Here is a 13,558-nt window from a genome sequence, read left to right on the forward strand (position 1 = left end):
CAGCCACAAGGTGGTCAGCGGCGTATCGCCGCACTAGGCTGCCGCGCTCGTATGGAGACGCTCGCTGCGCGGATCGCACGTGCCGGTCCTTTGCCGGACAGGGACGCGGTGGGCTGGGTCGTCCGCCTGGCGAAGCGCGTCGAGAGCCTGCACGCGCGGGGGACCGTGCACGGCCGCCTGTCGGCCGCGTGCGTGATCATGGAGGACGAGCGGTGCGCGTCGCGGGGATGGCTCTCCGATCCGCTCGAGACGCCGGCCTTCGTGAGCTACCGCTCGCCGGAGCGCGCCGCGGGAGAGGGGCCGTCGCGACGGGACGACACGTGGGCGCTCGCGGTCACCCTGTACGAGGCGCTCTCGGGGACGCTCCCCTTCCCTGCCGAGAGCGACCTGGAGCTCCGCCGCAAGCAGAGGGAGGGCGCCGCGCCGCGGGTGACGCCGCCGGGCGCGGCGGGCGACGCGCTGTGGCGCGTCCTCGATCAGGCGCTCGCGCGCGACGCGGAGCAGCGGATCGTCGAGGTGGCAGCGCTCCGTCACGCGCTGGAGGCGGCGCGGCCGAGCGACGGCCTGGGGGAGCTGCCGCCGCTCGATGAGCACGCGGTCGTGGAGCCGGCGAGGACCGTGCCGGCGCCGCGCCCGTCGAGCAGCGGCATGCGGGGCGCGTCGAGCTCGCAGCCGCCGCGTGGGAGCTCGCCGCCGCGCGAAAGCTCGCCGCCGCGCGGGAGCTCCAGCTCGCTGCCGCCGCGCGGGAGCTCCAGCTCGCAGCCGCCGCATCGCAGGAGCTCGCTGCCGCCTACAAGCGCGAACTCGACGGGGCGCCGGACGCCGGTGCCGCTCCACGGACTCGCGACGCTGGGTCTCCGGTCGACGGTCGGCACGCCGATCACCCCGGTTCCCGAGGCGCCAGATCGCGCCTCGAAGGCGCCAGCGGCCTCGCCTGCCGCGTCGCCGGGGCACGCCGGCGCTCCAGGGACGGACGCCTCCAGCCGCCCGCCCAAGGCGGCTGTTCCGGCCGCACCGCCGGCCCTTCCGATGCCGCCGGCCCTTCCGATGCCGCCGGAGCAGCCACCCTTCCCGCCCGCGCACGCGGAGCAGCCGCCCCTACCGGCCGCAGCGACGGAGCAGTCGCCCCTTGTACAAGCGCTGACGGAGCAGTCGCCCCTCCCGCCCACGCACGCGAAACGACCGCCTCTCTCGCCCGCGCCGTTCGCCGACGCAGACGAACCGGAGAACCTGCAGCCTGTCCGCGATCAGGCCGCGCTCGTGGACGACGAGTTGCCGCCGGATCCGTCCGCGCGGACGACCGACGGCGCCGGCGCGCACGTCGGCGTGCCCGATGCGCCGCGCGCCCCAGCGCCCCATCCAGGCGCACGCCGCAAGACGCCCTCCGCGGCGCGGCGGGTGGCCGCGCTGGCCCTGTGCGCCGTGCTCTTCGCGGGCGCCGTCGCGGCGGCCTGGTCCTGGCTGCGCCACCGCGATGCCGCGCCGCCACAGCCGTCCCTTCCGGCCGTGGCTGCCGGATCGGACGCCGCTCCTGCCGCCTGCGCCGCCCCCGCCGCGCCGAGCGCCCCCGCCGCCGAGGGCGCGGGCGACGCGTCCCCGGGCGACGCGGCCGCGCCGGAGCCGGTGGACGCCGGCGCGGCGAGCGCGGCGCCGGACGCTGCAGACACGGCGGACTTCGCCGTCTGCGCGTCGACGCTCTTTCCGGGCAAGAGCGTCGACGCCGCGATCGCGGGCCAGCTGTCGTTCCTCTGCACCGAGGTCGACCCGATGAAGGGCGTCGCGGCGCTCAAGGGCCACCTCGCCAGGGCCGCCGGGGCCAAGGGAGCGTCGAACGCGACGAAGGAATGGGCCGTGCTCGGCTGGCACGACATGGCGACCCTCGCCGCCCTGCGAGCCCGCTGCTGTCACGCCCCGCCCCCCCTCGCGCTGCCGCGCGCGCCGGAGGGCTGCCTCCCGCTCGACAAGGCGCTGAACGACCTCGGCGCGGCCGTCGCGTCCGCGTCTGCGCCGGACGATCGGGCGGTCGCGAAGGCGACCCGGCGGTACACGCGGGCAGCCGAGTGCGTCGCGCGCGTCGGCGCGGCGACCTGGTACGGCCGCAAGAACAAGCCGAACGGAGGAGAGGTGACCGCCTTCAAGAAGGTGCTCGCGCGCGCTCTCCGGCGCGCGGCTCAGGACCGCTGAGCCGCGCAAGTCAGGTTGAGCCGCGCTCGGCCTGGTGGGGGCAGGCGGGCCGCGCGGCCAGGCGACTCGGCCCGCGCGCGGCCAGACCAGACCGGACCGGACCAGCCGGGCGCGCGCAGCGCAGCCCGATCGCTCGACCGCCTCGCCGGACGGGCGGTTCTGGGCTAGCGTCCGCGGTCCCATGTCCAACGAAGCGAGCGATCTCCTGCTCGAAATCGGCGTCGAGGAGCTCCCCTCGTCGTTTGTCGAGGCCGCGCTCCGCGCGCTCCCGGATCTCGCGACGAAGCGCCTCGCAGAGCTCCGGCTCCGCCACGGCGCGATGCGCGCGCTCGGCACCCCGCGGCGGCTCGCGCTGCTCGTCTCCGGGATCGCGGCGCGCCAGCCCGACCTCGAGGAGGAGGTCACCGGCCCGCCGGTCAAGGCGGCCTTCAAGGACGGCGCCCCCACGAAGGCGGCCGAGGCGTTCGCGCAGAAGCTCGGCTGCGCCGTCGCCGATCTGCGCCGCGTCCAGGGGCCGAAGGGCGAGTACCTCGCGGGCACGCGGCGCGAGGCTGGCAGGCCCGCGGCCGACCTCCTCCCGGAGGTCCTGACGTCGCTCATCGCGGCGATTCCCTTCCGCAAGTCGATGCGCTGGGGGAAGGGTGAGTTCGCGTTCGGCCGCCCCATCCAGTGGCTTGTCGCGCTCTCCGGCGCCGAGCTCATCCCCGTCGAGATCGCCGGCGTCCGCAGCGGGCGCACGAGCCGCGGCCACCGCTTCCTCGCGCCGGGCGAGATCGCGCTCGGCGCGGCCAGCGACTACGTCGAGGCGATGCGCGCGGCGCACGTGCTCGTCGACCCGGGCGAGCGCGCGCGCCTGATGCGCGAGCGCCTGCTCGCCGCGGCGCGGGACGCCGGCGGGGTGCTGATCGAGGACGACTTCCTCATCGGCGAGAACCTGTCCCTCGTCGAGGAGCCCCACGTCATCGTCGGCAGCTTCGAGGAGCGGTTCCTCGAGCTGCCGGAGCGGGTGATCCTCGAGGTCGCGCGCGGGCACCAGCGCTACTTCGGCGTCCGCGACGCGAAGACGGGCGCGCTGCTCCCGAGGTACCTGGCGGTCGTCAACACCGCGGAGGCGCCCGAGAAGATCAAGAGCGGCAACGACAAGACGATGCGCGCGCGCCTCTCGGACGCGCAGTTCTTCTACCGGGAGGACGTCAAGCTCCCGCTCGAGAGCCGCCGCGAGAAGCTCGGCGGGATCGTGTTCCAGAAGCGGCTCGGCAGCGTGCTCGCGAAGGCCGAGCGCGTCGAGCGGCTCGCCCGCGAGCTCGGCCTGCTGCTGATGCTGCCCGAGCCGACGCTCATGGCGGCCGCCTCGGGCGCGCACCTCGCGAAGTGCGATCTCGTCGCGCTGATGGTGGGCGAGTTCCCCGAGCTGCAGGGCGAGATGGGCCGCGCCTACGCGCTGGCCCAGGGGGTCAGCCCCGACGTCGCCGACGTCATCCGCGATCACTACCTGCCGAAGGGCGCCGCGGACGCGACCGCGCCGACGCACGCCGGCGCGCTGGTGGCGATCGCCGATCGGCTCGACACGCTCGTCGGCTGCTTCGCGGTCGGGCTCATCCCCACGAGCACGGCCGACCCGTACGGGCTGCGCCGCGCCTGCCTCGGCGTGCTGCGCACGCTCCTGGATCGCGACCTCGATCTGCGCCTCGGCGCCGCGTTCAGCGCCGCGTACGACGGCTACGCCGGCGTGAAGCTCGACGTCGCGCGCGAGGAGCTCGCGGCGCGCCTCGGCGAGTTCTTCGCCGAGCGGCTGCGGGGCCTGCTCTCCGATCGGCTCCCGCAGGACGCGGTCCTCGCGTGTCTCCGCGTCGCCGCGGATCGCCCGCTCGATCTCCGGGCGCGCGTGCGCGCGATCGACGCGCTCAGCCCCGAGACCCGCGCCCGGGTCGGCGAGGTGTTCAAGCGGGCGACCAACATCGCCGACAAGGCGCCGCCCGGCGAGCCGGTCGCGCCGTTCGGCCAGGACGTGCACTCGAGCGAGACGGCGCTCTTCGCGGGCTACCTCAAGCTGCGCGAGCAGATCGCGTCGGACGTGCAGAGCGGCGCGTACGACGCTGCGTTCAAGGCGGTGGCGGACTTCGCGCCGCTGCTGCACCAGTACTTCATCGACGTGTTCGTGATGACCGACGACGCGGCCGTGCGGGACAACCGCCTGCGGCTGATGCGCGCCCTGTCGGAGACGTGCGCGAGCCTGGCGAGGCTCGAGCTGCTCGGCGAGGCGCCGCGCGCGGCGTCCTAGCGGACGAGCGGGGCCGATGCGGCGGGGCGGCACCGCTTTGCCCGGCGGGGGGCAGGGTGAATTGCGCCGCGTGCCCGGCGGGGGTGCGACAGCCCGGGACCACGAGCTGCCCCGCGCGCCCGGCGCGAGCGCGACCGCCGGGGGGCCGCGAGAGCGACGCGCCGCGAAGGGCGGTGGTCAGCGTCGGTGCCTGTCACAATCGAGCCACAGGATTCTCTCGACCGAAGTCTCTCGGATATCGAAATACGCGCTTGCCGCAAAGCGTCCCCAGGAGACCGGCGCCGATGAGCAGAGCCCAGGCCGTGGCGAGCTCAGACCGTGAAGCCGCCATCGACGGAGATCGTCGCGCCGGTGATGAAACGCCCGCTCTCCCCGGCAAGGTGAGCGACCGTGGCGGCGATATCGTCGCTGGTGCCGTAGTGGCCGACGGCGAGCAGGCTCCGCTGCTTGTCGGCGCCCGCGCCGTCAGCCGGGTTCATGTCCGTGTCGATCGGGCCCGGCTGGACGAGGTTGGCTGTGATGCCGCGCGGCCCGAGATCGCGGGCCAGGCCCTTTGTGAGGCCCACCAGCGCCGCCTTGCTCATCGAATACAGGGTGGTGCCCGGCCCCGGCGCCCGATCCGCGAGGCAGCTGCCGATGCTGATGATGCGCCCGCCCGCCCCCATGTACCGCGCCGCGGCCTGGGCGGCGAGGAAGGCGGCCCGCACGTGAATCGACAGCGTCCGGTCCACGTCCTCGAGCGTCACGGCCTCCAGCGGCCCCATGAGGGCGATACCGGCGTTGTTGACCAGGACGTCCAGCCGGCCAAGCTCGGCCATCGTCCGCTCGACGGCGCGGACGACCTGCGCCGGATCCACGCTGTCCGCCGCGATCGCCAGCCCCCGCCGGCCAGCCGCCTCGACCTCGGCGACCACCCCGCGCCCCCTCTCGGGAGCGCTCACGTACGTCAGCGCCACATCCGCCCCGTCCCGCGCCAGCCGCTTGACGATCGCCGCGCCAATCCCGCGGCTGCCTCCGGTCACAAGCGCCACCTTGCCAGCAAGCTCCAGCATGTCTACCTCATTTCTGTGTCGATCAGCACAGAACGTATACGTCGCAGGGCGGACGGACGTCAACCGATTTATTTACCGATCGGCACAGAAAGGTCCGCGTGATGGCCAGACGGGGGCGCCCGCGCGGTTTCGATCGGGCCGCCGCCTTGCGGCGGGCGATGGAGGTGTTCTGGGAGCGCGGCTACGAGGGCACGTCGCTCAGCGATCTCACGGCCGCGATGGGCATCAACTCGCCGAGCCTTTACGCTGCGTTCGGCTGCAAGGAGGCGCTGTTTCGCGAGGCGGTGGCGCTCTACGACGAGGTCGAGGGCGCGGCGGCGAGCCGCGCGCTCCGCGAGGAGCCGACGGCGCGCAGGGCGGTCGAGGCGATGCTGCGCAGCAACGTGGAGGCGTACGCGCACCCGGAGAAGCCGAGCGGCTGCATGATCGTGCTCGCCGCGACGCTCGGCACGCCGGAGAGCGAGGGCGTGCGCGGCCACCTCGCCGCGTGCCGGCGGGGCGCGCTCGACGCGCTCCGCAAGCGGCTGGATCGCGGCGTCTGCGAGGGCGATCTGCCGCCGGGCACCGACACGGCGGCGCTCGCCGCCTTCTACACCACGGTGCTCCAGGGCCTCTCCATCCAGGCCCGCGACGGCGCCTCGCGCGAGGCCCTGGAGACGATCGTCGACTGCGCCATGGCCGCCTGGGACACGCTGGCGCGGCCGCGCGCCGCGGTCTGACCCGGGGACGGCACGCCGCCGGCCGACGTCCAGGTCTCCCGCCCTCGGTGGCGTTACAGGATCTGGACCCCGGCGGGTCGCTTCGTGCCCTTCTCGCGCTTCGGCTTCTTCTCCAGCCCGAGCTGCCGCCCGATCGCCTTGCGCGCCTCTCGCGCGAGCTTCCGGACCTGCTTCGCCTCTTCCTGGGTGATCACGCCGTCCTTGGCAGCCCTGTCCACGGCCGCGCGCACCTTGGCCTGGACGTCGTCGAGCGCCTTCCGGACCTCGGCGCGGCGCGCGGCCGGGACGCCGCGCTTCTCCATCTTCGCCTCGGCCTTCGCGCGCTGCTTCGCGATCTTCTCGTCGACCCGCTTGCTGAACCTGGCAGCGTCCTGCGGGAACCGGGGCGCGCCCTTGCCCCGGCCGTGACGCGGCGCCTTCGCGGCCGCCGCGGTGGTCTCCTCGGCAGCGGCGGCGGCCGGGGCGGCGACCGCCGTGAGGGCGGCGAGCGCGGCGAGCGTTGATGCGATGCGAGCGAGCTTGTTCATCATCCTGCCTCTCGAGATGACACCGTGCGGTGCGAGATCGGGTCGCGTCCACGAGCCGAGGCCCCCAGGGGCCGCGCGCTCGGCCCGTGTGACGTGGCCCGAGCGACGGTATTCCCCCCGCGCGTGAATCGCCAGTCCGGTGCGGTTCTTGGCCACCTCCTCGGAACGGAGCGCTGCAAACGCTGCTCCCTGAGCATCGATGTATTGCGCATCGCGGCTTTACAATGCCGCGTGCCAGCCAAGCAGCAGACGCCGCCTCCCGTGGATTCCCAGGTGTGGCTGTCCTGACCGCCCACCCCCTTTCACCTCGATCCGCCGCGTTTCGCCGTGATCGCCTTATTTTGCCCTGATCGCGATCCGCCCATTTCACCCTGATCGCGGTCAGCCCCCCCCGCTCGCCCCGATCGGGAGACCCGGCCCGCGGCCCGGCGGCGCGGTCAGGCTTGCCAGATCGCCAGCAGCCAGACCGCGACCCCGGCCGCGCACACCGCGAGCCCCGGCGCGGCCCGCGGCCACACCCACTGGCCCGTCACGGTGACCGCGCGCCGCACCACCCAGATGGCGCCCGCGACCCACGCCACGAAGGCCGCCACGAGCGCGACGACCCAGCCGACCCGCGGCGCGTCGTCGCGCGCGAGCGCCGCCATGTGCTCCCGCGCGATCGCGGCCGCAGGCTCGGTCCGGGTGCCCGGCGGGCGCGGCGCGGCCGCCGAGAGCCGGGCGATCGCCGCGTTGGCCTGCTCCAGCTCCTCCGCGTGCGGCGTCGTGAGCCACCGCGTCTCCAGGGCGGCCGTGCGCACCGCGCGCCAGGCGAAGAGCGCCGTGTCGGCCCGGCCGAGGCCCTCCGCCGCCGTCGCGAGCGCGATCAGCCGCTCGTAGGCCACGCGGACGTGCGGGGCGCCGGGGGCGTACCAGCCCGCCGCGCGCCGGGCGTGGAGCGCCGCCGCGTGCGGATCGCCGGCGCGCAGGGCGGCCGTGCTCTCGGCGATCTCCCCCTCGCCCGCGACCACCACGCGCAGCGACGCCGCGCCGAGGAGGAAACCGGCGACAGCGAAGCCGCGCGCGACGCCGAGCACGACCGAGAGCTTCACAGAAAGTCGCGCTTCTTGAAGACGAACGCCGCCACCGCCAGGAGGCCGAGCACCCAGCCGGCGCACGTGATCGCCGCCCAGCCGAGGTAGACGAGGAGGTTCGCGTCGACGACCTCGCCCGCGAGCAGCGGGCGGGGCGGCACGTACATCTGCAGGTTGGGCACGACCCTGGAGAGGGCGCGCCCCGCAGCGCTGATCTGAGGGCCGAAGTACTTCACCGGCAGCCGGGCGAGCGAGTCGGCGTTGCGCCCCACGAGGAAGACGCCCAGCGTGAGCAAGGAGGACAGGAACGGCGTCGAGAACGACGAGAACAGCGTGGCCACGGCCGCGACGATGCCGATCTCGAGGAACGCGAGCGCGCTGCCGGCGAGGACGACCCGCCGCTCCGTGGGGACGCCGGCCGAGAGGAGCACGCCAAGGACGAGGAAGACCGCCGACCACGGGATGAACCCGTACGTGCGCGCCCGCGGAGAACGCCACGCCGCGAGGCCGAGCACCGCGAGCGAGGCGGCCCCGGCGCCCGCGACGAGCGCAAGCGGGCGGCCGGCCAGGACGGCGCTGATCAGCAGCACCAGCCCGGTGTCGGCCAGGATGAACACCGCGAGCGTGAGCAACGTGCCGAGGTACTTGCCGACGAGGTACTCGCCGCGACGGACCGGGCGCGCCAGGATCGGGAAGATCGTCTTCTGCTCGAGCTCGCGGTACAGCGACGTCGCGCCGATGATGACCGCGACCGCGATGCTGAACAGCGAGATCGACGCGACGCCGAGGTCGCTGACGACGCGCGCCCCGTTGCGGAGCGTGTAGGCGCCCACGATGATCGAGTAGAAAGCGACCGCGAAGGCGACGCCCGCAAGGCCGATGAGGATGCGCGCACGAAGCGATTCCCGGTAGGTGTTGAGGGCGATCGCGGAGATGCGGCCGAACATCGGGGCGACGTTAGCAAGGGTGAGGGGGAGCTTGCAAAGGGCCGCGGGTCAGGGTTCGACGGCGTCGACGACCCTCACGTCGAGGAACCACAGGCCATGCGCCAGCGCGTGGCCGTCGATCTGGAGGTAATAGACGCCCGGATCGAGCACGAGATCGAGGAAGCTGCGCTGGGGGTCCGTACCGATGGTGCAGGAAAGCGGCATTTCGGTGCCGGGACAGCCCGGGCCGCGGCGGACCGAGAGCAGCGTCTCGTAGGCCGAGCCGGCCATGTCGAGCACGACCCGCCTGCGCGCGGTGAGCGTGAGCTTCAGGAGCTGGTCCCGGGCGCCGCGATCGTCGGTGCCGGCGCGGTCGCAGCCCGCGTCGAAGTCCGCGGCGGCGTTTGTCGTGTTGCCCTGGAAGAAGCCGCCCGTCTCCGGGATCTCCAGCGCGCCCTCGCAGGCGTCGGAGAAGGGGACCAGGGTGGGCGGCGCCGCCGGCCGGACGAAGGCCGTCACGCTCACGGGCTGGCCGAGCTGCGCCTCCGCCACGACGCGGTACGAGCCCGGAGCGACGCCGCGCCGCGCGCTCCGGAGCGGGCTGACGGCGCCCTCGCCGCACGCGAGCCGGTCGTCCGCGCCGCCGCACGCCGGCAAGGACAGGGCGATCGAGCCTGTGTCGCCGGCCGACAGCCGCTCGACGAGGAGCACGTCGGACGCGACCGGCAGCTCGAGCGCGTACACGGCGTCGACGGCCGACGGGCCGCAGCCGAGATCGACGTCGTCCTGGTGGCCGAGCAGCGAGACCGAGACCGTCCGGTTCGGCGCGAGCACGGCCGCCTCCGCGCAGGCCTCGTCCGGCGGCGGATCGGTCGGCGGCGCGAGCTCCAGCGTGACGAGCGCCGAGGTGGGGGCCGTCGCGGAGACCGCGACGGCGTAGGACCCCGCGGGCAGCGCGCGCCGGAAGAGGTGCGGCGCCGCCGCCGTCTGGCAGGTGAGCTCGTCCTCGGGCAGCGCGCACGCCGCGGACCGCAGCGAGAGCGAGGGCTCGCCGTCGCCGTCGGTCGAGATCGCGTAGAGGTCGACGTCCCGGGGCTCCGTGAGCTCGAACGTGTAGACGAGCTCCCCGAGGTCGGTCTCGCACGCGGTCCCGAGATCCCGGGCGGCGTCGAGGATCGTCGCCAGGACCGGCTCGCCCGGCTCGAGGAGCGCCGCGGTGCCGCACGTCTCGTTCTCGGGCGCCGGCGAGGGCGGCAGGAAGGCGACGTCGAGGACGACCGGCGCGCCCTCCGCGGTCGTCACGTAGACCGGCAGCGCGGTCGCGCGCTCCGGATCGCCGAGGCCGCGGCCCCGGAGCTTCGCGAGCTTGCCGCCGTCCGCGCCGGGGAACGGGCGCCCGCACGCGAGCTCCGTCGCGGCGTCGCCGCACTGGCCGGCGAGCGTCACGGCGACGTCGGTGCCCTCGGTCCGCGCGGTCACCTGCACGTCGACCGGCGGCCCCGGCGGCAGGAGCACCGCGGCCACGACGTCGTGCGTGCTCATCGGACGGGGCAGGCCGCACGAGCTCGCGTAATGGAAGCCAGCGCCCGCGGTCGTCATCGCGTACGAGCCCGGCGCCGAGATCTCCAGCGCGTCGGCGCACGTGTCGTGCTCCGGCGACACGCAGTCGTCCTCGTCAACGCGCCCGTCGCAGTCGTCGTCCCGGTCGTTCCCGCAGACCTCGGGCTGCGACGAGGACACCGCGGGATCGGCGTCGTCGCAGTCGCCCCCGCCGCAGTGCGCGTCGGGATCGCCGTCGAGGTCGGCGTCGCGCGGCGCGCTCGAGCACGTCCTGGTCGGCTCATCGCAGGCGTCGATCGTGCAGGTGCTCCCGTCGCCGCAAGCGATGGGCTCGCCGGGCAAGCAGCCGAGGCGCGGGTTGCAGCGCTCGACGCCGTCGCAGTAGACGTCGTTCTGGCACGCGCTGTCGTCCGGCGTGAAGCGGCACCGGCCTGCGGAGGTGTCACAGGCGTCGAAGGTGCAGGGAAATCCGTCCTCGCACTGGTCGTCGTCGACGCACGGGCCGCCGAGCGTCGGGTCCGCAGGAGCTTGCCCGCCTCCTGCGCCGCCCGCGCCGCCCTCGCCGCCGGCCCCGCCGGCTCCGCCCGCCGACGGGAAGGGGCTCGGGGCGCTCGAGCCGCAGGCGGCGCTCGCCAGCGCCGCCGTCGCGGCGGCGCCACAGAGGAGAACAAGACGCGTCAAGGAGGAAGAAGTGCGAGTCCGCATCGAACGAGGTGAGCGGCAATGAGCGTAGCAGGGCACCGCCACGTCTGGCATCATGTCGCGCGATTCCGCGGAGCGTGGCGGATAGAGGGAAAAACAGGGTGACCAGCGACAGATTGACCCGACCCGAGCTCACGTGGCTGCTGGCCCAGGAGGCGCGCAGCGCCGCCCAGAAGCTCCGCCAGGGCGTGGGGATGATCGCGACCGAGACCTCGCCGCCACCGACTCCATCGCCGGACGACAGCGCGGGCGGCGTGGAGAGCACGCTCAACCGGCTCGACGAGGCCGTGACCATGCTCGCCTCGCTCCACGGCCGGCCCATGCCCCGCGGGCGGCGCGGCCGCGTCGACCTGACCGCGCTGCTCTGGGAGGTCGCGCCCGAGGCGCGCGTGCAGATCGAGATGGGCGAAGGGACGACGGTGTTCGGCGACGAGACCGAGCTCCGGCGGATGCTCCAGGTGCTCATCGCCCAGGGCGGCGATCCCACGAGCCAGACCGGGGCGCCCGAGGTGAGCATCCAGCGCGTCGGCGCCGAGGTGAGCGTGCGGGTCAACCTCGGGCCGGAGACGCCGGTGAACTGCGAGACCGAGCGGGTGTGGCTGTCGCGGATGGCGCTGCGCTACGGCGGCCGGATGGAGCTCGACGGGCTGATGCAGACGCTGACCTTGCCCGCCGAGGTCGACCTCCAGCGCCTCGAGCTCGAGAGCCTGAAGAAGGAGCTGGCCGCGGCGCAGGCGCAGGGCGAGGCCTACGCGCGCGAGCTCGCCGCGGTCTTCTCGCGGGTCGAGGGCGAGCGCGAGCGCGGCTCGCTGGCCGGCGTCGTGTCGCGGCTGAGCGGCAGCGACCCGGTGTCGCACCTGCCGCCGAGCGGCGACAGCCTCGCGGTGCTCGTGGCCGCGGTGCGGGTGCTCGGGACCCAGCTGCGCGGCATCCTGTCGGCGATCGGGCGGGACATCGCGCCGCTCCGGTCGCACGGCGGCGACGCCGGAGAGACGGCGTCCTCGGTGGGGCGCCACGTGACGGCGGCATCGGAAATCGTGAGTGATCTCGCCAGGTTGGGCTCGTGTCCGCTCCACGAGTTCCCGCGCCACTGCGACGTCGCCGACGTGCTGCGCGACGTGGTGAAGGACGACCTCGCGCGCGCGGCCCGCCACGACGTGCGCGTGGTGGTCGAGGCGCCGGAGAGCGCGCAGGAGGTGGTGCCGCAGGGCGCGCTCACGGTGCTGCTGCACGTGCTGCTCGATCACGCCATCAGCGCGTCCCCGCCGGGCAGCGAGGTGGTCGTCACCCTCGTCGAGGGGCCGGGCGGGGTCGAGATCACATTCGACGACGCGGGGCCGCCGCTGCCGGCGGCGGCGCGGAGCGTGGTGCTGAGCCGCGACTTCGAGGCGGTCGCGCAGGGAAGACCGCCGGCGGTGCCGCTCATCGCGGCGCACGCGATCGCGGCGCACACGAGCTACGGAATCGTCATCGAGGACGGGCCGCGGGGGGAGACGCGGGTGCGGCTCACGATCCCGAGGGCGGGTTAGCTCCGGACTGCCCGGCGCTCGGAGCCCCTGTTCGCCGCGCGGCGCGGGGGCCCCGAGCGCCTACGGTCTGAGATATCGAGTCGGATGGCGTCGCTTCCGTGTTGGCTTGGCCGGGGACGGGCCGGGGCGATACGGGTCTCGTGGAGAGCGGGCCGTCATCTGAGGAACGAGCTCGCCGGGAAGTCGACGTCGATGTTGAGCTCAGCGCCCCTCACGATGTCGATCTCCTCCAGCGGCAGCGTCGTGGTGACAGGGCGGTCGTCGCCCCGCGCAACGAGCGTCGCATACGCCTTGTACTCGTCGGGCGGAAGATCCACCGTCATGATGAAGTCCTCGCAGCGCGCATACTCCCTCGCCACCTCGCGGCTGCCACGGTAGATGATCAGCTCGAAATCGGCGCCACCACGGCTATGCCGGTCGCAGGCCCGCGCCTCGCTCTGGCGGCTCACCGTCCACTGCACCGTCAGGCTCCCCACGTCCGGACGCGGCCGGGGTCGTGCATCCTCTCTCACGTCGAAGACGCACCCCAGGGCCAGAAAGCTCGACAGCGCGAGACCGCAGAGGGGAAAGACGCTCTTCTCCTGATTCATCCTCGAACCCGTCCTTTCACAGCTGCACAACCATCAACGCGGCGTGTAGAAGCGGCGCCCCCGCTCGCGCGGATAGCTCAGCTCACGCTCCGGCACATACCGCGGCGACGTCCGGAACGTCTGTCGGTAACGCCTGAGCTCCGGCGGCTCCCTCTCGAAGACGACCCAGCCCCGGTTCGTCGGGTAAAACCACCGGCCGTCGACCAGATACGCATAGGTGCCGCGGAAAAAGACGCGCGGATGGGCCGCGATCTCCACCGGGACGACCTCGGCGCGCACCGCCGGGTAGCCGGACACGACAAACCCCTCGGTCGCGATCGTGCCCAGACATCCCATGAGCAGCGAGGCGCCGGCCGCGAGCGCGAGCGGCGCGAGCGCGGACCTCATCATCGCGAGACACCTGGGCCGCCTTCGC

General features: G+C 74.0%; 11 protein-coding genes. 4 read left to right on the plus strand and 7 right to left on the minus strand.

What is annotated here, in order from left to right:
• Positions 1-51 precede the first annotated feature (51 nt).
• Both WMF28_RS39590 and glyS read left to right on the plus strand, forming a co-directional pair.
• Positions 52-2,184, plus strand: a complete 2,133-nt coding sequence (locus WMF28_RS39590; RefSeq protein WP_437598844.1) for a hypothetical protein — start codon at positions 52-54, stop codon at positions 2,182-2,184.
• A 181-nt stretch (positions 2,185-2,365) separates the two neighbouring features.
• Positions 2,366-4,465 carry a glycine--tRNA ligase subunit beta gene (gene glyS, locus WMF28_RS39595; RefSeq protein WP_437598846.1) on the plus strand — a complete coding sequence of 700 codons (2,100 nt, stop codon included), beginning with the start codon at positions 2,366-2,368 and terminating at the stop codon, positions 4,463-4,465.
• A gap of 311 nt (positions 4,466-4,776) precedes the next feature.
• Here glyS and WMF28_RS39600 read toward each other — a convergent pair whose 3' ends face one another.
• On the minus strand, positions 4,777-5,517 hold the full coding sequence (locus WMF28_RS39600; protein ID WP_437598847.1) for an SDR family oxidoreductase: 741 nt from the start codon (positions 5,515-5,517) through the stop codon (positions 4,777-4,779).
• Positions 5,518-5,618: 101 nt separating this feature from the next.
• On the opposite strand from WMF28_RS39600, the gene WMF28_RS39605 reads away from it, so the two are divergent.
• On the plus strand, positions 5,619-6,236 hold the full coding sequence (locus WMF28_RS39605) for a TetR/AcrR family transcriptional regulator (RefSeq protein ID WP_437598849.1): 618 nt from the start codon (positions 5,619-5,621) through the stop codon (positions 6,234-6,236).
• A 53-nt stretch (positions 6,237-6,289) separates the two neighbouring features.
• On the opposite strand, the gene WMF28_RS39610 is transcribed toward WMF28_RS39605, so the two are convergent.
• From WMF28_RS39610 to WMF28_RS39625, 4 genes are all read right to left on the minus strand, one after another.
• The gene (locus tag WMF28_RS39610; protein WP_437598850.1) at positions 6,290-6,766 is read right to left on the minus strand and encodes a hypothetical protein; all 477 of its coding nucleotides are present in this window, start codon (positions 6,764-6,766) and stop codon (positions 6,290-6,292) included.
• 434 nt (positions 6,767-7,200) lie between these two features.
• A complete protein-coding gene (locus tag WMF28_RS39615) occupies positions 7,201-7,854 on the minus strand; it encodes a hypothetical protein (RefSeq protein WP_437598851.1) in 654 nt (217 codons plus the stop codon).
• Complete coding sequence (locus tag WMF28_RS39620; RefSeq protein ID WP_437598853.1) at positions 7,851-8,783, minus strand: ABC transporter permease; 933 nt, start codon at positions 8,781-8,783, stop codon at positions 7,851-7,853. Before WMF28_RS39620 ends, WMF28_RS39615 begins: the two co-directional genes overlap by 4 nt.
• Positions 8,784-8,831: 48 nt before the next feature.
• A complete protein-coding gene (locus tag WMF28_RS39625; protein WP_437598855.1) occupies positions 8,832-11,003 on the minus strand; it encodes a putative metal-binding motif-containing protein in 2,172 nt (723 codons plus the stop codon).
• Positions 11,004-11,125: 122 nt separating this feature from the next.
• Here WMF28_RS39625 and WMF28_RS39630 point away from each other — a divergent pair, with 122 nt between their 5' ends.
• Positions 11,126-12,553 carry a sensor histidine kinase gene (locus tag WMF28_RS39630; RefSeq protein ID WP_437598856.1) on the plus strand — a complete coding sequence of 476 codons (1,428 nt, stop codon included), beginning with the start codon at positions 11,126-11,128 and terminating at the stop codon, positions 12,551-12,553.
• A gap of 155 nt (positions 12,554-12,708) precedes the next feature.
• On the opposite strand, the gene WMF28_RS39635 is transcribed toward WMF28_RS39630, so the two are convergent.
• Together WMF28_RS39635 and WMF28_RS39640 are read right to left on the minus strand one after the other, a co-directional pair.
• Entirely contained in the window at positions 12,709-13,143 is a 435-nt protein-coding gene (locus tag WMF28_RS39635; RefSeq protein WP_437598858.1) for a hypothetical protein, read from the minus strand.
• A 33-nt stretch (positions 13,144-13,176) separates the two neighbouring features.
• Entirely contained in the window at positions 13,177-13,533 is a 357-nt protein-coding gene (locus WMF28_RS39640; protein ID WP_437598859.1) for a hypothetical protein, read from the minus strand.
• Between the last annotated feature and the right edge of the window lie 25 nt (positions 13,534-13,558).

Origin of the sequence: Sorangium sp. So ce590 (assembly GCF_051521365.1) — a bacterium.
GTDB lineage: Bacteria > Myxococcota_A > Polyangia > Polyangiales > Polyangiaceae > Sorangium.